The organism is Planotetraspora mira (assembly GCF_016863275.1).
Lineage (GTDB): Bacteria > Actinomycetota > Actinomycetes > Streptosporangiales > Streptosporangiaceae > Planotetraspora > Planotetraspora mira.
On the sequence record NZ_BOOO01000041.1, the window covers coordinates 22,854 to 46,286 of the forward strand.

21 protein-coding genes are annotated in these 23,433 nt (G+C 69.7%); 14 read left to right on the top strand and 7 right to left on the bottom strand.

Annotated elements, in window-relative coordinates; all coding sequences use genetic code 11:
* The first annotated feature begins 208 nt into the window (after positions 1-208).
* The 7 genes from Pmi06nite_RS34590 (at position 209) to Pmi06nite_RS34620 (ending at position 6,754) form a co-directional block, all read left to right on the top strand.
* Positions 209-1,114 (top strand): dihydrodipicolinate synthase family protein, encoded by a 906-nt coding sequence (locus Pmi06nite_RS34590; RefSeq protein WP_203957408.1) that lies wholly within the window; start codon positions 209-211, stop codon positions 1,112-1,114.
* Positions 1,111-2,112 carry a proline racemase family protein gene (locus tag Pmi06nite_RS34595; protein WP_203957409.1) on the top strand — a complete coding sequence of 334 codons (1,002 nt, stop codon included), beginning with the start codon at positions 1,111-1,113 and terminating at the stop codon, positions 2,110-2,112. Before Pmi06nite_RS34590 ends, Pmi06nite_RS34595 begins: the two co-directional genes overlap by 4 nt.
* A complete protein-coding gene (locus Pmi06nite_RS34600) occupies positions 2,109-2,792 on the top strand; it encodes a GntR family transcriptional regulator (RefSeq protein ID WP_239114401.1) in 684 nt (227 codons plus the stop codon). Before Pmi06nite_RS34595 ends, Pmi06nite_RS34600 begins: the two co-directional genes overlap by 4 nt.
* Positions 2,789-3,946 carry an NAD(P)/FAD-dependent oxidoreductase gene (locus tag Pmi06nite_RS34605; RefSeq protein ID WP_203957411.1) on the top strand — a complete coding sequence of 386 codons (1,158 nt, stop codon included), beginning with the start codon at positions 2,789-2,791 and terminating at the stop codon, positions 3,944-3,946. Before Pmi06nite_RS34600 ends, Pmi06nite_RS34605 begins: the two co-directional genes overlap by 4 nt.
* A complete protein-coding gene (locus Pmi06nite_RS34610) occupies positions 3,943-4,212 on the top strand; it encodes a (2Fe-2S)-binding protein (RefSeq protein ID WP_239114402.1) in 270 nt (89 codons plus the stop codon). Before Pmi06nite_RS34605 ends, Pmi06nite_RS34610 begins: the two co-directional genes overlap by 4 nt.
* Positions 4,196-5,722: an FAD/NAD(P)-dependent oxidoreductase gene (locus Pmi06nite_RS34615; RefSeq protein WP_239114403.1), complete on the top strand. Its 1,527-nt coding sequence runs from the start codon at positions 4,196-4,198 to the stop codon at positions 5,720-5,722. The genes Pmi06nite_RS34610 and Pmi06nite_RS34615 overlap by 17 nt, the downstream gene beginning before the upstream one ends.
* Positions 5,723-5,857: 135 nt before the next feature.
* The gene (locus Pmi06nite_RS34620) at positions 5,858-6,754 is read left to right on the top strand and encodes a sensor histidine kinase (protein WP_203957412.1); all 897 of its coding nucleotides are present in this window, start codon (positions 5,858-5,860) and stop codon (positions 6,752-6,754) included.
* On the opposite strand, the gene Pmi06nite_RS34625 is transcribed toward Pmi06nite_RS34620, so the two are convergent.
* From Pmi06nite_RS34625 to Pmi06nite_RS34655, 7 genes are all read right to left on the bottom strand, one after another.
* Positions 6,687-9,020, bottom strand: coding sequence for an ATP-binding protein (locus tag Pmi06nite_RS34625; protein ID WP_203957413.1), 2,334 nt, complete (start codon positions 9,018-9,020; stop codon positions 6,687-6,689). The genes Pmi06nite_RS34620 and Pmi06nite_RS34625 overlap by 68 nt on opposite strands.
* Before the next feature lie 189 nt (positions 9,021-9,209).
* On the bottom strand, positions 9,210-9,668 hold the full coding sequence (locus tag Pmi06nite_RS34630; RefSeq protein WP_203957414.1) for a MarR family winged helix-turn-helix transcriptional regulator: 459 nt from the start codon (positions 9,666-9,668) through the stop codon (positions 9,210-9,212).
* The gene (locus Pmi06nite_RS34635; protein ID WP_203957415.1) at positions 9,665-10,570 is read right to left on the bottom strand and encodes an N-acyl homoserine lactonase family protein; all 906 of its coding nucleotides are present in this window, start codon (positions 10,568-10,570) and stop codon (positions 9,665-9,667) included. Before Pmi06nite_RS34635 ends, Pmi06nite_RS34630 begins: the two co-directional genes overlap by 4 nt.
* Before the next feature lie 78 nt (positions 10,571-10,648).
* A complete protein-coding gene (locus Pmi06nite_RS34640) occupies positions 10,649-11,260 on the bottom strand; it encodes a GNAT family N-acetyltransferase (protein ID WP_203957416.1) in 612 nt (203 codons plus the stop codon).
* A gap of 10 nt (positions 11,261-11,270) precedes the next feature.
* A complete protein-coding gene (locus Pmi06nite_RS34645) occupies positions 11,271-12,992 on the bottom strand; it encodes a glycoside hydrolase family 9 protein (protein WP_203957417.1) in 1,722 nt (573 codons plus the stop codon).
* Positions 12,989-14,368 (bottom strand): GH1 family beta-glucosidase, encoded by a 1,380-nt coding sequence (locus Pmi06nite_RS34650; RefSeq protein ID WP_203957418.1) that lies wholly within the window; start codon positions 14,366-14,368, stop codon positions 12,989-12,991. The genes Pmi06nite_RS34645 and Pmi06nite_RS34650 overlap by 4 nt, the downstream gene beginning before the upstream one ends.
* A gap of 52 nt (positions 14,369-14,420) precedes the next feature.
* On the bottom strand, positions 14,421-16,061 hold the full coding sequence (locus Pmi06nite_RS34655; RefSeq protein ID WP_275409634.1) for a beta-N-acetylhexosaminidase: 1,641 nt from the start codon (positions 16,059-16,061) through the stop codon (positions 14,421-14,423).
* A 293-nt stretch (positions 16,062-16,354) separates the two neighbouring features.
* Between Pmi06nite_RS34655 and Pmi06nite_RS34660 the strand changes: the two genes are divergently transcribed.
* The 7 genes from Pmi06nite_RS34660 (at position 16,355) to Pmi06nite_RS34690 (ending at position 23,249) form a co-directional block, all read left to right on the top strand.
* Entirely contained in the window at positions 16,355-17,215 is an 861-nt protein-coding gene (locus tag Pmi06nite_RS34660; RefSeq protein ID WP_203957420.1) for an ABC transporter permease, read from the top strand.
* Positions 17,212-18,105, top strand: a complete 894-nt coding sequence (locus Pmi06nite_RS34665; protein WP_203957421.1) for a carbohydrate ABC transporter permease — start codon at positions 17,212-17,214, stop codon at positions 18,103-18,105. Before Pmi06nite_RS34660 ends, Pmi06nite_RS34665 begins: the two co-directional genes overlap by 4 nt.
* Positions 18,106-18,128: 23 nt before the next feature.
* Positions 18,129-19,805 carry a type 2 periplasmic-binding domain-containing protein gene (locus Pmi06nite_RS34670; protein WP_203957422.1) on the top strand — a complete coding sequence of 559 codons (1,677 nt, stop codon included), beginning with the start codon at positions 18,129-18,131 and terminating at the stop codon, positions 19,803-19,805.
* A 74-nt stretch (positions 19,806-19,879) separates the two neighbouring features.
* Entirely contained in the window at positions 19,880-20,617 is a 738-nt protein-coding gene (locus Pmi06nite_RS34675; RefSeq protein ID WP_203957423.1) for a ThuA domain-containing protein, read from the top strand.
* Positions 20,614-21,414, top strand: a complete 801-nt coding sequence (locus tag Pmi06nite_RS34680) for a sugar phosphate isomerase/epimerase family protein (protein ID WP_203957424.1) — start codon at positions 20,614-20,616, stop codon at positions 21,412-21,414. Before Pmi06nite_RS34675 ends, Pmi06nite_RS34680 begins: the two co-directional genes overlap by 4 nt.
* Positions 21,411-22,400, top strand: a complete 990-nt coding sequence (locus tag Pmi06nite_RS34685; protein WP_203957425.1) for an NAD-dependent epimerase/dehydratase family protein — start codon at positions 21,411-21,413, stop codon at positions 22,398-22,400. Before Pmi06nite_RS34680 ends, Pmi06nite_RS34685 begins: the two co-directional genes overlap by 4 nt.
* A gap of 81 nt (positions 22,401-22,481) precedes the next feature.
* Positions 22,482-23,249 (top strand): GntR family transcriptional regulator, encoded by a 768-nt coding sequence (locus Pmi06nite_RS34690; protein ID WP_203957426.1) that lies wholly within the window; start codon positions 22,482-22,484, stop codon positions 23,247-23,249.
* Positions 23,250-23,433 lie beyond the last annotated feature (184 nt).

A 23,433-nucleotide genomic window follows, 5' to 3' on the forward strand; every position in this document is an offset into this window, starting at 1 on the left:
CCTCTACCTCCGCATAACGCGAATACACAGTCGGACTCATGTTGATCAGCGGCTGTATAGGTGTCGTATAGATGGCGTTAGGCCGATAGATGCGGTAGGTCCCCTAGATGCGTCAGGTCCCCGAGCACCGCCGGTCTTGAAAATCGCCTGACGGCGCTCTAACAATGTGACATTGCACTAGCCGCATACGCACTGAGGAGAGTCCGGGATGACCATCTCCGCCAGGCCCTGGCGCGGCGTCCACGTCGCGTCGGCGCTGCCCTTCAACGAGGACCTCTCCGTCGACCACACCGCGTTCGCCGAGCACGTGCGGTTCCTCGCCGCGGGCGGCTGCGACGGAGTGGTGCCCAACGGCTCGCTGGGCGAATACCAGACGCTCACCCCGGAGGAGCGGGCCCGCGTCGTCGAGACGGCCGTCGAGGCCGCCCCCGAAGGGTTCGGCGTGATGCCGGGCGTCGCCGCGTACGGCGCGCTGGAGTCCCGCCGCTGGGCCGAGCAGGCCGCCGCCGCCGGGGCCACGTCCGTCCTCCTGCTCCCGCCGAACTCCTACCGCGCCGGGAGGGAGGCCGTCGTCGAGCACTACCGCGAGGTGGCCAAGGCCGGACTGCCGATCGTCGCGTACAACAACCCCGTCGACACCAAGGTCGACCTGACGCCGGGACTGCTCGCCGAACTCTTCCACGAGGGCCTGATCGTCGCCGTCAAGGAGTTCACCGGCGACGTCCGCAGGGCGTACGAGATCGCCGAACTGGCACCCGGCCTCGACGTGCTGGTCGGCGCCGACGACGTGCTGCTCGAGTTGGGAGTCGCCGGGGCCGTCGGCTGGATCGCCGGCTACCCGAACGCGTTCCCTGAGGCCACGTCCGCGCTCTATCGGCTGGTCACCTCCGGCGAAGGCGCCGACATCGCCACGGCGCTGCCGATCTACCGTGACCTGCACCCTCTGCTGCGCTGGGACTCCAAGACCGAGTTCGTTCAGTCGATCAAGTTGTCGATGGACGTCGCCGGCCGCAGAGGCGGTCCCTGCCGCCCGCCGCGCCTGCCGCTCCCGCCGGAACTGGTCGCCCGCATCACCGCCGACACCGAAGCCGTCCTCGCGAAGGGCTACAAGTGAGATCACGCCGCACCTTCCACGCCGTCGAGTCCCACACCGAGGGCATGCCCACGCGGGTCATCGTCGGCGGCATGGGGACGATTCCCGGCGCGACCATGGCCGAGCGGAGGCTGTGGTTCATGGAGAACAGCGACGACGTCCGCACGCTGCTCATGTACGAACCGCGCGGCCACGCGGCGATGAGCGGCGCGATCCTGCAGCCCCCCACGCGTCCCGACGCCGACTACGGTGTGCTGTTCATCGAGGTCTCCGGCCTGCTGCCGATGTGCGGTCACGGCACGATCGGGGTCGCGACGGTCCTGGTCGAGACCGGGATGGTGCCCGTCGTCGAGCCGGTGACCACGATCAGGCTCGACACTCCCGCCGGGCTCGTCGTCGCGTCCGTCGCGGTCGAGGACGGTGCGGCGAGGTCGGTCACCATCCAGAACGTGCCGTCGTTCTCGTACGCGCTGGACCGGAAGGTCGAGGTTTCCGGTTTCGGCGAAGTCGGCTACGACATGGCGTTCGGGGGGAACTTCTACGCGGTCGTCGAGCTGTCGGACCTGGGACTGCCCTTCGACCGATCCCGCGCCGGCGACCTGCTGGCCGCCGGACTGAAGATCATGGATGCGGTGAACGAGCACGACCGGCCCGTCCACCCGGAGCGCGACGACATCAACGGCTGCCATCACGTCTATCTGAAGGCCCCCGGCTCGACCGCCGAGTTGTCGCGGCACGCCATGGCCATCCACCCCGGCTGGTTCGACCGTTCCCCGTGCGGCACGGGCACGAGCGCCCGGATGGCCCAGCTGCACGCGCGTGGAGAGCTGGGGATCGGCGAGGACTTCGTGAACGAGTCGTTCATCGGCACGCGCTTCACGGGACGACTGCTCGGCGAGACCACGGTCGGGTCGCTTCCCGCGGTGCTGCCGTCGATCACCGGCCGGGCATGGGTCACCGGAACCTCGCAGTTCCACCTCGACCCCACCGACCCGTTCCCCGCCGGTTTCCTGCTGTGAGTCCCGCCTCCGTTCCCGGTCTGCCGGACATCGGCCGGCGGGAGAACCTCCGCGACCGGATCAGGGACGCCCTGCGGGCCGCGATCATCTCTGGCAGGCTGGAGCCCGGCGTGGTCTACTCGGCTCCCACGCTGGGCGCGCAGTTCGGCGTCTCGCCCACCCCTGTACGGGAGGCCATGCTCGACCTGGTGAAGGAGGGCCTGGTCGTCGCGCACCCGAACAAGGGCTTCCGGATCACCGAGGTGTCCGATGAGGATCTCGACAACCTCGCCGCCGTACGGCTGCTCATCGAGCCGCCGACCGTTCGGGACGCCGTCGCCGTGATACCGGCGGAGGACTTTCCCGGGTTGCGGACGCTGGCCCAGGCCATCGTCGACGCCGCCGAGCGCGGCGACCTCGTCGGATACGTCGAGGCCGACCATGTCTTCCACCTGACCTTGCTCGGCTACAGCCGCAACCGGTTCCTCCTGGAGGTCGTCTCAGGCCTGCGCGCCAAGACGCGGCTGTTCGGCCTGGCCGCGCTGCTGCGCGGCGGCAGGCTGGGCGCCTCGGCCGCCGAGCATCACGAACTGCTCGACCTCGTCGAGGCCCGCGACCCGGTCGGAGCCGAGATCCTGATGCACCGCCACGTCGGCCACGTGCGCGGGTTGTGGGCAGGTGCCGCCACGGACGCCCCATGAGTGCGGACCTCGTCGTCGTCGGAGCGGGCGTGGTGGGTGCGGCCAGTGCGTACTTCGCGTCGCTGGCCGGGCTGCGGGTGGTCGTCGTCGAACGCGGCGCGCTCGCCGGAGGCACGTCCAGCGCGGGGGAGGGCAACCTGCTGGTCTCCGACAAGGAGGCCGGCCCCGAGCTCGACCTGGCGCTGTACTCGCAGCAGGTCTGGCGTGAGGACCTGGTGGAACACGCCGGTCTGTGGGAGTTCGAGGCCAAAGGGGGTCTGGTCGTCGCGGGCTCGGAGCACGGCCTCGCCTCGCTGCGCGCGCTCAGCGTCCACCAGCGCCGGTGCGGCGTCGAGGTCCGGGACGTCGCGCGGGCCGAGTTGCACGATTACGAGCCGCATCTTTCCCGCGAGCTCGCCGGAGGCGCCTTCTACCCCCAGGACGCCCAGGTCCAGCCGATGCTGGTGGTCGCGCACCTGCTCCGCCTCGCCCGCGAATCGGGGGCGGAGGTGCGTACGCGTACCGAGGTGGTCGGATTCCTGCGCGACGGCGACCGGGTGAAGGGCGTGCGGACCTCCGGAGGCGACATCCCGGCCGGCGCGGTGCTCAACGCGGCGGGCACGTGGGCCGGCGGCGTCGCCGACCTCGCCGGAGTGCGCGTGCCCGTGCTGCCCCGCCGCGGCTTCATCCTGGTCACCCAGCCCATGCCGGCCCGGACGATCCGCCACAAGGTGTACGCCGCTGAATATGTCGGGGACGTGGCCAGCTCGGACGCCGCCCTGCAGACGTCGCCCGTCGTCGAGGGCACCGGCAGCGGCACGATCCTCATCGGCTCGTCGCGCGAGCGCGTCGGTTTCGACCGTACGGTGTCCGTCACCGCGATCAGCGCCCTCGCCGCCAAGGCGATCACGCTGTTCCCGATGTTGCGGGAGGTCCGAGCGATGCGCACCTACCTCGGCTTCCGTCCCTACTGTCCCGACCACCTGCCCGTCATCGGCCCGGATCCGCGCGCGCCCGGCCTGTGGCACGCCTGCGGGCACGAGGGCGCCGGCATCGGCCTGTCCGCCGGGACGGGCAAGCTGATCGCCCAGGCTCTCGCGGGAGTGAAGCCCGGCCTGGATCTCGTGCCGTTCGCCCCTGACCGATTCCCCGACGACGAGGAGGCGCTCAGGTGACCTACCGGATGACCTTCCGCGGTTCCGTCGTCCCCGCCCAGCCCGGCCAGAGCGTCGGCGCGGCCCTGGTGGCGGCGGGGATCCTCGACTGGCGCACCACCCGCCAGGGCGGCAGACCCCGTGGCCTGTTCTGCGGCATCGGGGTCTGCTTCGACTGCCTGATCACGGTCGACGGCATGCCCGATCAGCGTGCCTGCCTCGTCCCGGCCGGGGACGGCATGGAACTCGGCGACGACGAGGAGGGCGGCCGTGCCGTACACGCATGACGTCGCCGTGGTCGGCGCGGGCCCGGCCGGGCTCGCCGCCGCCGTGGAGAGCGCCGAGGCCGGGCTCGCCGTCGCCCTCATCGACGGCGCCGGACAACCCGGCGGCCAATACTGGCGGCACTACGACGAGAGCCACGCCCGTCCCGGCGACCACCGCGGCCACCACGGCTGGCCGGCCTTCACCCGTTTGCGCGACCGGCTGGACGCCCTGACCGCCGCAGGCCGGATCCACTACCTCCCCGGCCACCAGGTCTGGCTCATCACCCGCGACGATCCCGGCGTGTTCACCCTGCGGGTGACGCGCTCCTTCGACGGATCCGCCGGACGCGCCGCGGCCGAAGTGATCGGGGGCACGGGAACCGGGCCGAACCGGGAGGTGGCGGCGCGGGCGCTGATTCTCTGCCCGGGGGGATACGACCGGCAGTTGCCCGTCCCCGGGTGGGACCTGCCCGGGGTCATGGCCGCCGGCGGAGCCCAGGCCCTGCTCAAGGGGCATCGCACGCTTGCGGGCAAGCGCGCCGTCGTCGCCGGCACCGGGCCGTTCCTGCTTCCGGTGGCCACGGGCCTCGCGCGAGCCGGGGCGAGTCTGGCGGCCGTCGTCGAGGCCAACGGCACGCTCGGCTGGCTGCGTGATCCCCTGGGCACGGTGGCGGTCCCGGGCAAGGGCGTGGAGGCGCTGCAGTACGCGGCGCTGATGGCACGTCACCGCATTCCGTACCGCCGCAGGACCGTGATCCGCGAGATCCTCGGCGAGAACAGGGTCGAGGCGGTCCGGATCGCCAGGGTCGATCGCGAGGGCCGCCGTGCCGGGCCGGACAGGGAGATCGCCGCCGACCTCGTGGCCCTCGGCTGGGGCTTCACCCCCTCGCTCGAGTTGCCGCTCATGCTCGGCGTGGACACCAGGAAGGACACGGACGGCTCCCTCGTCGTGGTCGTCGACGACCTCCAGCGCAGCAGCGTCGACGGCGTGTACGTCGCGGGAGAGGCGACCGGCGTCGGGGGCGCGGCCCTGGCCGTCGCCGAGGGCCGCTTGAGCGCCCTCGCCCTCAGTGCCTCACTTCGCCGTCCGGCGACGGCCGCTGTGGCAGGGCGGTTGCAAAGGGCGATCCGGCGGGGACGGAGGTTCGCCGCCGCCATGCATCGCGCGTATCCGGTGCCGGGCGCGTGGACGGAGTGGCTGTCGGAGTCGACACTGGTGTGCCGGTGCGAGGAGGTCTCCTACGGTGACCTCCTCCATGCCTGTCACGACCTCGGCGCGGAGGATCCACGCACGTTGAAGATGCTGGCCAGGCCGGGGATGGGCTGGTGCCAGGGGCGCATATGCGGCTTCGCGAGCGCGGAGATCGCGTCCTGCCTGAGCCGTCGTGAGACCACTCCGGAAGACCTCCGCTCGCTGTCCACCCGCAGCCTCGCGTTCCCGGTGACCCTGGGCGAGCTCGCCGCCCTCACGGATGACACGGGGCGTCCTCGGCTGAACCCGGCATCGGAGGCCACGACGGAGAGGGGCTGAGGTTACCCGGCCGGGTTTCAGTATGAATGTCGTGGTTTATCCCGTTCTCGGGGGAGCCCGGTGCGCGCATGCTGGTGGAGTGGGTGTTCGACCGCACGTCCAGCCGTGGATCGAGGAAAGCCGAGAATGCCGAGAATGAACCGCATCCGGAGCTCTGCCGAGCAGATCACTGAGCATGCGCTCAGGCAGCAGCGCCAGTTCGCCGCCGATGCGTCGCACGAACTGCGCACCCCCCTCGCGGCCATCCGTGTCGAGTTGGAGGCGGCGCTGCTGTATCCGGGGGACGCGCGCGAGGCGATCAGCGGGGCGCTGGGGGCCATCGGCAGGCTGGAGACGATAGTGGCCGACCTGCTGCTGCTGGCGGACATCGGGGCCGTGCCGCCCACTGCCGGCGACGAGGTGGATCTGGGGCGGCTGGTCGCGGGCGAACTCTTGTGCCGCGCGGGACGACGGCCGATCCGGTTCCACCGAGAGGCGGGCGTGACCGTCGAGGGGTCGCGCCCCCTGCTGTCCCGGCTGGTGGCGAGCCTGCTGGACAACGCGGAACGGCACGGCGCGACGATGGTCGACGTGGAGGTCCGCCGGGACGGCGAGCGAGCCCTGTTGTCGGTGGGCAACGACGGCGAGCCCGTGCCCGAGGAGGACCGTGAGCGGATGTTCCACCTGTTCTCCCGGAGGGACACGGCCAGGAGCAGATGCGACGGCGGCCCCGGCCTCGGCCTGGCCATCGTCCGCGAGGTCGTCGAGGCCCACGGCGGAGACATCCTCGTCCAGGACGCCGATCCCGGCGTCCGGTTCGTGGTCCGCCTCCCGCTCGCGTCGTCCGTCCAGACGCCCCCGGGGGATCATTGGCCGTACGGCCGCCCGCTGGACGCGGTCGCGCCGAATTCGCCCACCCCGTCCAGGGAAGTGCGGCACATCCGTGGTCAGCGGGGCGCGGCGGGTGAACCGGCGAACGATCCCTCTATGGCCTTGCTTGCTCAGCGGCCTTTCGAGCCGTCATCCAGGCCGCGATCTGGGTGCGCGACCTGAATCCGAGCTTGGTCAAGATGTGCTTGACATGGCTCTCCGTGGTGCGCTGGGCGATGACGAGCGCGGACGAGATCTCCTTGTTGCCCAATCCCCGGGCGACCAGTTCCGCGACCTCGTGCTCTCGCCGGGTCAGCGGCGACGGCGCCGGCTTCTCCGCGGCCTTCTCCTTGTCGTCCGGCCGGATGCCGAGCGCCTCCGCGGTCGCGTTTTCGACCGTCAACCCGCCGCCCTGCCGTACCGCGGCGGCGAAGGCCTCCTCGCCCAGCTTCTCCCGCAGGGTGGCGACGCACTGCTCGTGGAACTCGGCGTGCTGGCTCCAGCCGGTGAAGATGCCGGCCGTGCGGCGTATCTCGTCCGCGGCGCCGAGCATGCGGGCCGCGCCGATGAGGTGACCCTCGCTCGCCAGGATCCAGCCGAGCGCCCTCATGCCGATCGTGATGATCAGCCGGTCGTCGAAGTCGCGCCCGACCGCCAGGCTTTCGCGTAACAGCGAGATCGCCCGCGCGTTGTCGCCGTGCTCCCAGGCGCCGACGGCGACGATGATCAGCACCCAGGAGCGGATCCAGCTCTCCCCATGGGCCTCGGACAGTGCGCGACTCCGCTCGATCAGCTCGGCGGCCCGCCACCGGTCGCCGAGGTAGTGGGCGGCCGTTCCGAGGGAGAGCAGGGCGCACACCAGGCGGAAGGTGTTGCCGGCGGCGGCGTTCCTGGTCGCGGCATCCTCGAGCAGGACGGCCGCCCGCCCGTAGTCGCCTCTGATGTTCGCCGCCGTGCCCGAGATCAGCGAGGCCAGGCCTATGGCCTCCGAGTGGCCCAGCTTGTGGGCCAGCACCCGGCCCTCCTCGGCGAGAAGCTCGGCCGCCGCGATGTCGCCCTGGGTGAAGGCGGCGTCGGCCTCGGCGCACAGGGCCTGCGCTCGCGTGGCGGTGGGACCCGGAGCCGCTTCCAGCACGCGGTCGAGCCAGTGGCGGCCCTCGCTGTAGAACGCGTTGGGCTTCCAGTGGGTCTCGTACAGGCAGGTGGCGATGTGCAGCCCGGTCTCCGCCTCGCCGGGCTCCTGCAGGCAGAACTCCATGGCGGCCCGCAGATGCGCGCGCTCCAGCCGGAGCCGGGTGAACCAGGAGACCTGCCGGGGGCCGAACCATTCGGCGACCGCCTGATCGACCAGCAGCCGGTACCGGTCCCGGTGCCTCCGCAGCAGCGACCGCCGCTCGTCGGCGCCCAACCTCAGCCGCCCGAACTCCCGGAGCGTATCCAGCATGCGATAGCGGACCTGTCCCTCGTGTTCCTCGCGCTGCAGCAGCGACTTGTCCAGCAGCGCGTCGACCAGGTCCAGCGCGTCCTGCCGCTCGATGCCGCCGCCGGTGCAGACGGATTCGACGGTCTCCAGATCGAAGTCTCCCGGGAAGATCGACAGGCGGCTCCACAGTGTCTGCTCACTGGGGGAGAGCAACTGGAAGCTCCAGTCCACCAGCGCGTGCAGGGTCCGCTGACGCGGCGCGGCCGTACGGCTGCCGCGCGTCAGGAAGCCGTAACGATCGTTGAGATGCTCGACGAGCGCGTTCACCGACAGCGCCCGCAGACGCACTGCGGCGAGTTCGATCGCCAGGGGGATGCCCTCCAGCCGGCGGCACAGCTCGGCGACCGCGGCCTGATTGTCCTGGTTCAACGAGAACTCGGGCAGCACCGCCACCGCCCGTTCCACGAACAGGGCCAGCCCGTCGTACAGCTCCGGCGCCTTCGCCGCCAGGGGCTGATCCGGGCCGGGAACGGCGAGCGGTGCCACCTTCATCCCACGCTCGCCCGGGATGCCGAGCGACTGCCGGCTCGTCGCGATGATCCGCAGTTCCGAGGCGGTCCGCAGAAGACAGTCGGCCAGCCCGGCGCAGGCGTCGCTCAGGTGCTCGCAGTTGTCGAGGACGAGCAACGTCCGCTGCGAGGACAGCAGCAGGGAAAGCCTGTCCAGTGGGCGGGTCGTGGACTCATCGCGCAGGCCGATGGTCGCCGCCACCGTCTCCACCACGAGCTCCGGGTCGTCGAGGCCGGTCAGGTCCACCAGCCACACCGCGTCGAACGCGCGATGCTGCTCGGCCGCCGCCCGGAGGGCGAGCCGCGTCTTGCCGACGCCGCCCGGCCCCGTCAGCGTCACCAGCCGCGAGCCGGTCAGCAGCTGCCTGATCTCGGTGAGCTCCCGTTTCCTGCCCACGAAGCTGGTCAGGTCGGCAGGCAGGTTGCCAATCCGCTGCATATGCCGCAAACCGACCATCACCTCACGCTAGAGAGAGCTAAGGCGCTGGTCAACGTCATCGTTCATCGGTTCGCGAAACCCGGGGAGATCTTTGGGCGGCGCGCCCATGGCCCGGGGAAGGGCCGACGGCGAGAACGATTGACGGGCGCGGGCCGGCAATGCGTGCACGAGCCGGGTCGCTTCCTGGGAGGTGACGGGTGGGGTTCCTCATTCAGTGGTGATGCGACGGGCCAGAGCCTGGCCGGCCGGCAGGTCGGCGACGAAGGCGCGGAGAAAACCGGTGATCTGGTCGAGGTCACGGCCTTCGGATGCGGCGTCGATGGACTCGTAGAGGCCTTCTTCGATCGCGGCGATCTGCCCGGCGAGGCGCAGGCCCTCCTCTGTGAGGGTCACCTCGACGTGGCGGCGGTCGTGCGCCGACACCTGGCGGTCCACCAGGCCCGCGGACGTGAGCCGGTCGACCAGCCGGCTGGGACTGTTGCCGCTCTCGCAGACCAGCAGGTCGCCGAGGCCGTTGAGGGTGAGCAGCCGGCGATCCTGGAGGATGCGGATCACTTCGGCCTGTGAGGGGGTGATGCCGAGCGGCCGCAGAGCCTGGGCGAGAAGCCGGTTGCCCTCGCGCTGGGCGGCCAGGATGAGGTAGCGGAGCTCTTCTGCGGGTCTCACGCGGCGGTCTCCCGTCCCTCGGCAAGAGCCCTGGTCACGGGGGCCAGCCGTGACGCCGCTCCCGGATCGTGGGCGGGAAGGATCACCAGGCCCGGGTTCCGCTCCCGCAGCTGGTTGATCATCTTGGTGGTCTCCGTCAGTTGCCGCTTGTTCCCGACGCCCGGCACGTGGCCTTCCTCCAGCAGGTGCGCGTCGTAGGTCAGGTCGCCGACCATGAGCAGCGGCGGCTGCCCGGGGGCTCGGACCAGCAGCGACATCGACCCGGGGGTGTGACCGGGGGTGGACAGCAGGATCAGGGCGCCGTCGCCGAACAGGTCGTGGCCGGTCGTGAAGGGCGCGATCTGAGGATCGTGGACGGGGCCGGGATCGACGTGTCGCCAGCGCAGCCCGGGCAGGTCGATGTGGTCGCGAAGGAGACCGCGGGGTTCCGGCAGGGGCCCGTCGAGGGTCCGCCGTTCCTCACCGCTGATCACGATCTCCGCGCCGGCCAGCTCGGGCAGCCCCCCGATGTGGTCCTGATGCAGGTGCGAGAGCACGGCCACGCGCACGTCGGCGATGTCGTAGCCGATGGCGGCCAACTGGGCCGTGAGGGTGTCGGCCGCGCCGATGTCGAAGCGGGCCAGCCTGTCGTACACCACTCCGCTGACGCCGCCGGGGAAGTAGCCGGGGTCGGTCACCGACGCCCGGTCCTGACCGGTGTCGAACAACACCAGCCCCTCGTCGTGCTCGATCACGTAGACGTTGATCGGCAGCGGATCCGTCCACCGGCGCGAGGTGAACAGCCACCAGTACAACGGCTTGCGCGTGGCGGCCACATGCTCGGGGTGGATCGACACCGTCCCGGTGCTGACCACCGAGACCTGCTTGATCGGGCTTGTCGCGCCCTTCGGTTCGCTCGTCATGGAAAGTAGATTACATGACATATATGTCGTGTCAACTATTTGTTCTGGCGCCCCACACGCGGTCCGGCCTGACGCCGATCAGCCGCGAAGGTCCATCACCATGATGGAGCCCCAGTCACCAGGACGTTCCTCGCTGAAGCCGACGGCCTGGTAGAAGGCGAAGGCCCCCGGGTTTCCGCTTCCCACGCCCAGGTGGAGGCCGCGCACCCGCCGTTCCCGCAGCGCCTCGACGAGCGTGGCCATGAGCCGCCGGCCGAGCCCCACGCCCTGGCCGCGCGGCAGGATGTCGATGTGGAGGTGCGCCGGATACCGGTCGTACAGCTCGTCGGCCTGCGGTCGCGTCTCGTGAATGTGGGCGATCCGTTGCCAGTCCTCGGTTCCGTCGCCCGGATCGGCGGCCCGCTCCCGTGGGTACCGCTCGCGCAGCGCCGGCCACCAGTGCTCCTCCAGCCAGGTCTCGAACCTGAACGTGTCGGCGGTCGCCACGATGTAACCGAGGACGCCGTCGGCGTCGGCGGCGACGAACGTCAGGCCGGGGTCGGCGGCCGGGTACGGCGCGGCGTAGACATGGGCGAGCAGGTCGGGATCGTGATAGAGCCCGGTGGCGTCCCTTCCGGAGTCGCCGGTCCGCAGGCACACCCGGTACATGCCGGGCAGATCGAACGGCTGAAAGGGACGGATGATCGCCATCGCCGTCCCCCTATCCGAGCGCCGAGACGGCGAGCATGAACCAGGCGCTGTGGGGGATCCACTGCTCGGCCCAGCGCCACGAGTTCCCGCTGGCGCGGTGCTCGTCCGGCATGAACGCGATGTCGTGCTCGTCGTCGAAGCCGCTGGTCACGCCGTTGAGGATGCCTCCTGGCACATTCTGGAACGCCGTCGAGTACTCGACGTTGCCCCGTCCTCTGCCCTGGATCATCGAGGCGTCGAACGGGTTCAGCCCCATCACCCACTGCACCTGGTCGTCCGCGAGCCTGAGCAGCCGCTCGCGCAGCGCGGGGTCGCACTCGGGAAGCTCGGCGGCGAGCAGCGCGGCGTAGGCGATCGAGGAGATGTTCGCGTTCTCGCCCTGCCACCAGTAGCCGGTCTCGTTGTCGTGCGGGTAGAAGAAGGTGGTCCTGGGCGGGCATCCGGCCGGCTGCGCGTACTGCCGGGCGTAGCCGAAGGGGTTCGGCACCTCGTCGGCCAGGAAGGCCGCGTCCCGCAGGAGCGTGAGCGCGACTGAGCGGGCCCGGCCGGCGAGCGCCGAGTCGCGCCGCACCTCCGCGAATCGCATCAGCGCCAGCGCGGGCAGACCGGACTCCGCCGCGTGGAAGAACGGCCGGCCCTCGACGTCGCCGAGCAGGTAGCCGAAACCCATGCCCGTGGTGGTGTGGCGGTTCATCAGCGACTCCGCGCGCCGATCCGCGGCCTTCGCGAAATCCGCGGGGTCGGGGCCGCCGGGCATGATTCCGGCGGCGTGGGCAAGCTCGGTCGCGGCCATGAGCGCGCAGTAGTCGTCGATGACCGACTCCGCCCCGTCGTAGAGGTAGTCGAGGTTGTGCTCCTCCAGGTGGGTGAACCCGCGGTGCGCCGCCTCGAGGTACTGCCGGGGCGTGAAGTCGCCGTGGTCGTCCAGCGTCGACGCGCGGGCGAGCGCGGCGATGGCCATGCCTCCGCCCTGGCGGTAGGCGGCCTGCCAGCGGGTGGTCCTGACGCTGTCCTGCAGGGGCGCGTTGATCACGCGTTCGTCGAGGTCCTTGGTCAGCGCGTCGAAGATCGCCGTGTAGAAGTAGCCGTCCTCCGACTGGAACCGCATGAGGAAGTCCGCGCCGTGGAGGCCTTCGTCACGCATCCGGCCGCCGAGGCTGCGGAACAGCTCCGGATGCGCGGCGGCGAGCCGGTCGTGTGCGGCGATGAACGCCCACGCGCACAGCGGGGTCTGCTGCGGATTCATCATCCGGGTGTAGTTGAGGTGGCTGAGGAACTTGCTGTGGTCGCCGGACGCGTCCAGCCAGCCCCCGTGAGCGTCCACCGTGCGGCCCGAGTCGTCCTGGTAGAACCGCGCGTGCCGGTCCTTGCGATCGATCTCGCCGCTGGATCGGACGGCCTTGAAGTAGTAGAGCGTGTCCGACAGCGTCATGTGGTGGATGCGTCGCGTGCCGATGGTGAACGGCTCGCACGTGCGCACGCCGTCCGGCGTGACCACCTCGATCCGATATCGGCCCTCGGCCCTGACATGGGTGAAGTCGATACGCAGGAACGTGCCGAGAGACCATCCGTCCACCCGCTCCTCCGGACCGACGGCGAGCCCGGTCCGCGTGCCGTCATCCTCGTTCACGAGGGCGGCGTCCTCGATCGTGACGGGACCGCGGAGCAGCGCGACGGCCTTCTTCGTGCCTGCGGCGTTGTAGCCGAGGTGGCTGGTGAGAACGGTGATCAAAGCTCGCCCTCCTCCGCGGCGGCCTTCTTCTCGGCCGCGACACGCTCGGCGAAGTAGCGCGCCGACCGCTTCGGGGTGCGCTCGAGCGTGTCGTAGTCGACCCGGACGATGCCGAACCTGCGGTCGTAACCGAAGGACCACTCGAAGTTGTCGAGCAGCGACCAGGCGAAGTAGCCGCGGACGTTCGCGCCGAGATCGCGAGCCTCGAGCGTGGCGTCGATGTGCGCCCGCAGGAAGTCGGTCCGCTCGGCGTCGTCCACATAACCGGTCTGGTCCGGCACGTCCGCGTACGCGGCGCCGTTCTCCGTGATGTACCAGGCGGGGCCCGGATACTCCCGCTCCAGCCGCAGGAGCAGGTCCGTCAGCGCGCCGGGCGTGACCTCCCAGTCCATGGCCGTGCGCGGGACGTCACGGCGGAGAGTGACCGATCCGGGCCAGCCGTTCTGACCGGTGGGTGCCGCCTCCACCACCTGCGATGAGTAGTAGTTGACGCCGAGGACGTCCAGTGGCTGGGCGATCAGTGGGAGGTCGCCGTCCCGGATCGGGAGCGGGCATCCCAGCTCGTCGAGCTTCCCGGCGATGTCGGCCGGATAACGCCCGCGCAGGAGCGGGTCGAGGTAGAGCCGGTTGGAGAGGCCGTCCTCCCAGCGGGCGGCGGCCAGGTCGGCGGAGGACTCGCCGGCCGGGAGCTTGGGGGACAGGTTGAGCGTGATGCCGACCTCGAGGTCGGCGGCGCGGCCGGCGGCCTCCGCCCTGTCGCGGATCGCGCGTACGGCCAGGCCGTGCCCCAGCAGCAGGTGGTGGACGGCTGCCATCGCCGCGCGGGCGTCCTGCCGCCCGGGTGCGTGCTCGCCGCTCATGTAGCCGAGGATGGCCGAGCACCACGGCTCGTTCAAGGTCGTCCACTGGCTCACCCGGTCGCCGAGCGCGTCGTAGGCGATGGCCGCGTAATCGGCGAAGCGGTACGCGGTGTCGCGGTTCGGCCAGCCTCCCGCGTCCTCCAGCGCCTGGGGAAGGTCCCAGTGATAGAGCGTCACCCACGGGCGGATGCCCCTGGCCAGCAGTTCGTCGACAAGACGGTCATAGAAAGCGATCCCGGCGGGGTTGCCTCCGCCGGTCCCGTCCGGCTGCACACGCGGCCAGGCGAGGGAGAAGCGGTACACGTCCAGCCCGAGATCCGCCATGATCGCGACGTCCTCGGGCATCCGGTGGTAGTGGTCGCACGCGACGGCGCCGGTGTCGCCGTCCGCCACGGTGCCGGGAGTCGCGCAGAAGGTGTCCCAGATGGAGGGGGTGCGCCCGTCCTCGCTCACGGCGCCCTCGATCTGATACGACGAGGTAGCCGAACCCCACAGGAAATTCGCACGCTGAGTCATCGGGCAGACCGTCCATTCACGAGAGAAACAGGATCTTTCGGGTGCTGAGAGATTACGGCTCGCGAGAGATGGACTCGACCCACTTCTTGGTCTCCTCGATCTGCCCGGGCCCGGAGCGCCGCCATACGCCCGCCCCGCCGGTCTGCCACGGGTGCGGCCCGGCCGGCGGCCGGTAGTCGACGCCCAGCGCGTCGAGCCGTTCGAGGTGGACGGACAGCCGCCGTTCGAAATCCGGAAGGTCCGTGACCCGCCCCCTCCACAGCACCTCGGCGAGCGCGCACGCGCGGGGGAAGGCCAGGTAGTCGAGGCGCCGCTCGGTGGGGACCCACTCGGTCCAGATCTGGAACTGGCCGCCGAGGACCCGGTCCCGCATGTCGTCCGGCCACTCCGCGGGCGCAGGGGAGAAGGCCGCGACGTCGTCGAGCGTGATGGGGCCGCCCTCCGAGCGCGGCTCCTCGGGCAGGTCCGACTGGTCGAAGTTGAAGTACGTCGGGAACAGCGGTGCCCGGACCACGTCATGCGACGCCGCCGCCCGGCCCGCGACCTCGTGCCCGCGCCAGGCCATGACGACGGTGTCCGGCAGCACGCCTCCCGTGACCAGCCCCTCGTCCCACACGACCATGCGCACGCCGCGCGTGGCGAGGAAGCCGCCGAGGGACCTGAGGAAGTGGCCGTGCATCTGCTTCACGTCGGTGTAGCCGTGCTCGGACATCTCTGCGGCGATCGCGGCGTCGTCCGCCCACCAGCTCATGTCGCACTCGTCGCCGCCGAGGTGGACGTACGGAGTGTCGACGGCGTCGAGGATCTCCTCCAGGACGTCCTGGAGGAAGGCCACGACCGGCGGGGTGGGGCTGATGGACGAGCCGCCGGCCCAGACGGTGTCGAGCACCGCCTGTTCCTGCCCGGGCCGGCCCAGCTCCGGGTAGGCCGCGCGCAGCGCCGAGGTGTGCCCCGGCACGTCGATCTCGGGGACGAGCGTGATCCCCCGAGCACGCGCGTAGGCAGAGATCTCGGTCAGGTCGTCGAGTGTGTAGTAGCCGCCGTGCGGGGTGCCGTCGGCGACGCCGTCGGGGCCGAGCCGGGTCGAGGGCCGCCAGCTCCCGACCTGGTGCAGCCGCGGATGGCGCCGGCTCTCCACCCGCCATCCCTGGTCGTCGGCGAGGTGCAGGTGCAGGCGGTTGAACCGGTGCGCGGCGAGCAGGTCGACGTAGCGCAGGATCGTGCTCTTGGGGAAGAAGTGGCGGGCCACGTCGAGCATCGCGCCGCGCCAGCCGTACTCCGGCCGGTCCACCACCGTGCCGCACGGTACGGCCCAGCCGCCGCCGTCGGCGCTCCACTCGCGCCGCCAGGCCTGGGCCGGCATGAGCTGCCGCAGCGTCGTCAGCGCGTTGACCGCGCCCTCGAACCCGCCGGCGCGGATGTCGACGCGGGACTCGGTGACCTCGACGCCGTAGGCGCCGGGCACGTCGTCCGTCTCGGTGACGAAGATCCGTGCGGTCTGAGTGGTATTAGCTGGACCGCTCGGAGGTCCGTCGGCCGCCGGGAGCGGCAGTCCGGCGACGAACCGCCTGAGCAGCCTGTCGATCTCCGGGGATCCCGTCACCTCGACGGGCGTATGCCCATTTAGCAGGCACATTCCAGGCTGGGAAAAGGCCAGTTCAGGCTGGGGGAGAAGAACGGAATAGGGGTCCAAGGCAGTCCCGTCGGGGTTGATCCGGCCGGCCTGTCAGGGGTTCCGGCACACCAACTTATGACCGCGAAGGTACCCATTGTCTTACTTTGGTGCAACTGGTATCTTCCCGGTACTTCCTTGGTATTTACCTGGTTGGCATAGACGCATCGGCGGTCCACCTGACTCGGTGAGAGGTGTGCATGACGCTTAAACAGGCATTGCCCCGGGTCGCCCCACAAAGCGATGAAACGCGGCAAACTTCGCAAAAGGCGCCATTTCTTGCGCGGTTATGGCGGGACGCGCCGCTGCTCGTCATGGTGGCGCCGGCCGCGATCGTGCTCCTGCTGTTCACGTACGTCCCGCTCCTGGGAAGCGTGATCGCGTGGATGGACTACGTCCCGTTCCTCGGGTTCACCGGATCCGACTGGGTGGGCTGGGACAACTTCACCGCGCTCTTCTCCGACCCCTCGTTCTGGACCGCCGTGTGGAACACGGTGCAGATCACCTTCCTGCAACTGGTGCTGTTCTTCCCCGTGCCGATCCTGCTGGCGGTGCTGCTGAACACGGTGGCGTTGCCGGTGGCGAAGAAGTTCGTCCAGTCGGTCATCTACCTGCCGCACTTCCTTTCGTGGGTCATCATCGTCGCGCTGTTCCAGCAGGTCCTCGGGGGCGCGGGGATCGTCAACCGGTTCCTGATCACGCACGGGCTCTCGCCGTTCGACGTGATGTCCAACCCGGACACCTTCAAGCTGCTGCTCACCACCCAGGCCATCTGGAAGGACGCGGGCTGGGGCACCATCATCTTCCTCGCCGCCATCGCGGCCATCGACCCCGGCCTGTACGAGTCGGCGACGATGGACGGCGCCGGCGCGTGGGGCAGGTTCTGGCACATCACGCTGCCCGGAATGCGGCCCATCATCGTGCTGATGCTCATCCTCCGCCTCGGCGACTCCCTGACGGTCGGGTTCGAGCAGATCCTGCTGCAACGGGACGCGGTCGGCCCCGGCGCCGCCGAGGTACTGGACACCTTCGTCTACTACAACGGCGTCGTCGACGGGAACTGGGGGACCGCCACCGCGGCAGGCCTCCTCAAGGGCGTCGTCAGTCTCTTTCTCGTCCTGGCGGCGAACAAGCTCGCCCACCGGTTCGGTGAGGAAGGTGTGTACAAGCGATGAGCCTTCCAGGCAGGCCCGTCTGGCTCGGCAAGCCGAAGCCCGTGGCCGTCGCGCTCAAGGCGCTGGCCCTCGTGCTGATCAGCGCGGTCGTGATCTTCCCGTTCCTGACCGTCGTCTCCACGAGCCTGGCCACCAAGCAGCAGATCGACGAGAACGGCGGCTACGTCCTGTGGCCTACGAAGATCTCTTTCGAGGCCTACTACCAGATCTTCAACGGCACGCAGGTCGCCAGGTCGATCGTCATCAGCGTCGGCGTCACGCTCGTGGGCACCGCGTTCAGCCTGTTCTGCACGGTCCTCGCGGCGTACGGCCTGAGCCGGAGGGGGTCCCTCTTCCAACGGGGCCTGCTGTCGTTCGTGCTGCTCACCCTGCTGTTCGGCCCCGGGATGATCCCCGTCTACCTGATGGTGAAGCAGCTCGGCATGCTCAACACGTACTGGTCGCTGATCATCCCGGGCGCGGTGAGTGCGTTCAACATCGTCATCGTCCGGGGCTTCATCCAGGGCATTCCCAAGGAATTGTTCGACGCGGCGCGAATTGACGGCGCGGGTGAGTGGCGGATCCTGTGGTCGATCGTGCTGCCCCTTTCCAGGGCGGTCATCGCGGTCGTCGGCCTGTTCCTCGCCGTCGGCTACTGGAACAACTATTTCGGCCCGCTGCTGTATTTGAACGACACGCAAATGTGGCCGCTCCAGCTCGTCATGCGGACATTCGTCCTGCAGAACAACGTCACATCCACCGCGGCGTCCATTCCCGGATATGTGGCGCCGCCCACGCAGTCGGTGCAGATGGCTCTGGTGGCGATCGCCACCATCCCGATCCTGTGCGTCTATCCCTTCCTGACGAAGCACATGTCGAAGGGGATGCTGACCGGGGCGATCAAGGGTTAGTCGAGAACGTAAGGAATAGATCAATGCCGTTCATCAATGGATCCGGCTCCTCCGCCTCCAACGAGGGCCTCAGCCGCAGGACCCTGCTGAAGCGTGCCGGGCTGGCCGCCGCGCTCGTCCCCGTGAGCGGCGTGCTCGCCGCCTGCGGCGGCTCCGGTTCGTCGGGGGGCGGCGGTGGCGGCGGCGCCGCGGCCGCCAAGTCGGTGCCGCTGCCGACCTACGTTCCGCCGGTCAAGCCCAAGCCTCTGCTGGAGGGCAGCGCGCAGGGCGTCATGGACGTCTACGCGTCCTTCCCGATGGACGGGCCGCGCACGGTCAACGGGACGATCGGCGACGGCAGCGAATTCAACGTGCTCATCATGACGTACGGCCAGCCGTCCCCGCCGGTGGACCAGAGCCCCTACTGGCAGTTGCTGAACAAGGAGCTCAACCTCAAGGTCAAGCCCCTTCAGGTGCCCTACGCCGACTTCCAGACGAAGTTCCCCGCCCTGGTGGCCGGCGACGACCTGCCCGAGTTCGTCTCCGTCCCCCTGTACGAGAACGTCGCCCGGCTGCCGCAGCTCGCCGAGGCGCAGTTCACCGACCTGAGCGAGTACCTCTCCGGCGACGCGGTGAAGAAGTACCCCAACCTCGCGGGCATCCAGAAGGCGGGCTGGCTCAACGGCTACCTCAACGGCCGGATCTACGGCGTTCCCAAGTCCGACCCCGTGTTCTCCACGCAGATCTACACCAAGACGGACGTCATCAAGGCCGCGGGCGCCAACCCGCAGCCGGCGAACCTTCAGGAGTTCAAGGACCTCGCCAAGGCCGTCACCAACGCGCAGGCGGGCGTGTACGCCTTCGGCGGCAACATCGCCGACTTCATGATGATGATGTTCGGCGTGCCCAACAAGTGGACGCGGAAGGCCGACGGCACCTTCGTCTCGGCCTGGGAGCACGAGGCGTTCGTCCCGGCCATGTCCGAGCTCGCCGACCTCTACAAGAGCGGCTGCTTCCACCCCGACACCCCCACGCTGATGACCAACAAGGTCCAGCGCGACGCGCTCTTCCGGTCGGGCAAGCTGGCCATGCTCTACGACGGCAACCGCTCGGTCGGCATCGTGGCCGATGACAAGGACGTCGTCTTCGACATCATGACCCCCTTCGGCAAGGACGGCGGCAACGCCGTGCACTGGACCGGCGGCGGCGCCTACGCGATGACGATGATCAAGAAGACGACCGACAAGAAGAGGATCGACATGTTCCTCCGGGTCCTCGACTACATCGCGGCGCCCTTCGGCTCCCGGGAGTCGTTCATCATGAGCTACGGAGTCGAGGGCGTGGACTACGAGGTCAAGGACGGCGTCGCCGTGCTGACCACGCGCGGGCAGCGTGAGCAGGACCTCGGCCTGGCCTACATCGCGGGCGGCCCCCAGGTCCTGTGCGACCCGCAGGGCGCCCCCGGTGTCGACCAGCTCAACCACGACTGGCAGCAGAAGGTCGTCCCGATGCTCCTCGACAACCCGGCGGCGCACCTGTACTCCGAGACCTTCAACTCCAAGGGCGCGTCCCTGCAGCAGCAGATGCAGGACGCGATCACCGCGGTGTTCCTCGGGCGGGAGTCCGCCTCCAGCCTGACGGCGGCGGTCCAGAAGTGGAAGACGGGTGGCGGCGACAAGATGGCCAAGGAGTACGCGGAGGCGGCGGCGCTGGCCGGCTGATCGTCCACGCGGGCGGCCGCCGCCCCCGCTCGTGCGGCCTGCGGCGGCCGCCCGCACTACCGAAGGAAGCATGAATGAAGTTGAGACGCTCGCCGTCCGCGATGGTGATCGTCGACGGCACGGACATCCATCACGACCTGATCGGCGCCGCGCTGGCGCTGCAGGAGATCGTGACCGAGGCCGGGCTCCCCACGGCCAGGGCCGTGGGGATGGGCCGCTTCGCCGATCTCACGCCGGCCACGGCCGAGGCGGATGTGTACGTCGTGTACCGCTCGTCGGTCGTCTTCGACCGCCGCGAGCAGCAGGCCCTCTCCGACCTGGTCGCCGAAGGCAAGGGCCTGGTCGTCCTGCACGCGAGCAACCTGTTCGGGTTCGGCGAGGGCGGCCTCGACGCGGATCGGGTCGCCTTCGACCTGGTGGGCTCCCGGTACCTGTCCCATGGGGCGTCCGGCTCCGAGGGCCGGTTCGACGTGCGGCTGCGCGGCGGCTCCCACCCCGTGACGCGGCACCTGGAGGACTTCGGCATCGACGACGAGTTCTACATCCTCGAGTACGCCCCGGACGTCCAGGTGCTGGCCGAGCGGGAGACGCCCGACGGCGCCGAGCCGCTCGTCTATGTACGCGACCACGGCCGGGGCAGGGTCTGCTACACCGCACTGGGGCATGACGCGCGAGCGTGGGGGAACCCCGGCTTCCGGCAGCTGGTCCGCCAGGCGACGCTCTGGGCGGCAGGCGTAGAAGACGACGAGATCCTCACGTGGTCGACGCGCTGGCCGCTCGGCAACGGGCGAACGATCGGAGGTGTGTCATGAGCCGTCTAGGCGCGTCCGGCCCCGCGCCGATCGCCGCGCAGCTGTGGTCTCTGCACGAGGAGGCGTCCCGGGACCTGCTCGGTGTGCTCGCGCGTGTCGCGGCGCTCGGGTACGTCGCGGTCGAGCCCATCAGCCTGTACGGCCACAAGCCGTCCCTCGTACGGGGGGTGGCCGACGACCTCGGCCTGGAGATCTGCAGCGCGCACGCGCCGTTCCCGGTGGGAGACGCCGCCGAGGCGATCCTCGACGAGAACGAGGAGCTCGGCGTCGAGACGCTCGTCTGGAGCATGGAGCCGGAGGAGTTCACCACGCTGGACGGCGTGCTGAGGGGGGCGGAACGCATCAACGAGGCGGCGGCCAACGCCGCCGGGCGGGGCATGCGCATCGCCTACCACAACCACTTCGCCGAGTTCGAGAACGTCTTCAGCGGGGAGCGGGCCTACGAGATCCTGCTCCGCGAGCTGGATCCGGCGGTCGTCGTCGAGCTGGACGCCTACTGGGTCCGCACCGCCGGGGTGGAGCCGGCGCCCGTCGCCGCCTCGCTGGGCGAGCGGCTGGAGTTCGTCCATCTCAAGGACGGGCCGGCCCGGGGAATGGACGACTACATGCTCCCCTTCGGGGAGGGCGTGGTCGATGTGGAGAGCGTGGCCCGTGCCAATCCTTCGGTGAGGTGGCAGATCGTCGAGGCGGACCGCGCCCGTCAGGACATGTACGAACTGCTGCGCCGCTGCTACGACTTCCTCGTCGGCCGCGGTCTGGCCACGGGCAGGCGATCGGTGGAGGTGGGGCCGCGATGAGCGGAATACGGGTGCTCTTCCTCGGGGGAACCGGCGTGCTCAGCGCCGCCTGCGCCCAGGAGGCCGTCGCGGCCGGCGTGGATCTGACCGTCGTCACCAGGGGCCGCACGACACTGCGTCCCGTGCCGGAGGGCGTGCGCGTCGTCCACGCCGACGTGCACGACGACGCCTCGATGCGTGGGGCCCTCGGCGACGAGACGTTCGACGCCGTGGTGAACTTCATCGGGTACACCCCCGAGGACATCAGGACCGACGTGGCCAGGTACGCCGGCCGCACCGGGCAGTACGTCTTCATCTCGACCGGATCGGTGTACGCGCGGCCGGCCCCCAGCCTGCCGATCGTGGAGTCCTCCGCACGGCGGAACAACGGCTTCGAGTACCCCACGCAGAAGCTCCGCTGCGAGGAGGCGCTCGAACAGGCGTACCGCTACGAGGCGTTCCCCATGACGATCGTCCGCGCGGCGCACGTCTATGACGAGACGGTGCTGCCCATCCTGGCCGGCTGGACCGCGATCGCCCGCTGGCGCGAGGGCAGGCCGGTGGTCGTCCACGGCGACGGCACCTCGCTGTGGAACCTGTTGCACGCCCGCGACTTCGCACGCGGGCTGACCGGCCTGCTCGGCAACCGGCACGCCGTGGGACAGAGCGTGCACATCACCTCTGACGAGCTTCTAACCTGGGATGAGATTCATTTCTCCCTCGCCCGGGCCGCGGGCGTGGCGCCCGAGATCGTGCACCGGTCGAGCGAGGACATCGGCCGGGAAATCGCGTGGATGGGTCCGGTCCTGCAGGAAGATTTCCGGCACTCAGTTATTTATGACAACTCGATGATTAAGCGCCTTGTGCCGGGTTTCTTGCCGCAAGTGCCATTTGAACAAGGGGCGCGAGAGATTCTGTCCTGGTTTGACCGGGAGGCGGCGCGACGCCGGACGGACCCGGAGTTGGACGCGGCATTCGACCGCCTGGTCGGAGACCGTCACGGGTGATGCTCGGCGCCCGGATTCGGTGTGAGAATGACATTATGTTCGCCGCGGAAGGCGAGCAGGAGCAGGAAAGGACGTGGACCGGTGAATAGGGTGTCTCAGGCGACTCTCATCGCTTCGGACAGCCCTGAGCCCCTGTGGGTGCAGGCGGCTGAGCTGATCGAGCGCCAGGTGCGGGAGGGGGCCCTTCCCGCCGGGCGGCGCCTGCCCGCCGAGCGTGAGCTGTGCACCCAGATGGGCATCAGCCGGGTGACGCTCCGGCGTGCGCTCCAGCACCTGGTCGAGCAGGGTGTGCTGCAGTCCTCCCACGGCCGCGGCTGGTACGTCGCGAGCCGGCCGGATCGTGACTGGCCCAACTCCTTGGAGTCGTTCACGGAAACGGCGCGGCGCAAGGCGTTGGTCGCGACCTCCCGGGTGATCCGCGCAGAGGTCAAGGAGGCCTCCCTCGACGAGGCGGACCAGTTCGGCGTGGCGGCGGGCACCCAGCTCTTCGTGCTCGAACGCGTGCGCATGCTGGACGGCGTCCCCATAGGAGTGGACGCCTCATGCGTGGTGCTGAACCTCGCGCCCCGGCTCCAGGACGCCGACTTCGCCACGGCGTCGCTGCTCGAGGAACTCGCCGCCGCGGGGGCGGAGCCGGTCGTCGCCCAGTCCGTCATCGAGGCCAGGGGATGCTCAGAGGAGATCGCCGAGCACCTCGACCTCGTTCCCGGAGATCCGGTCCTGGTGATGTACCAGTCGATGGTCGACGCGGTGGGCCGTGTCGTGTTGGTGTCGACCATCACCTACCGGGGCGATCGGTATCGCCTGCGCACGTCGTTCATCCGGGGTGGAAGTTCCGTCGGACGATGACGCCACCGTGGGATCCACGTCACGCGTGAGTTCCACGGCTTCGTGCTGCCTGGGCAGTGACTTGTCCCTTAGATCCTGATCAACCCCCAATGCCGCATACCAGGTTCCTCTACGGCATCATGTGGTATGCAGAGGTATCTCCTTTGAATCTTGTGGTCAGCTCATGGGAACGTCCGGTACTTCA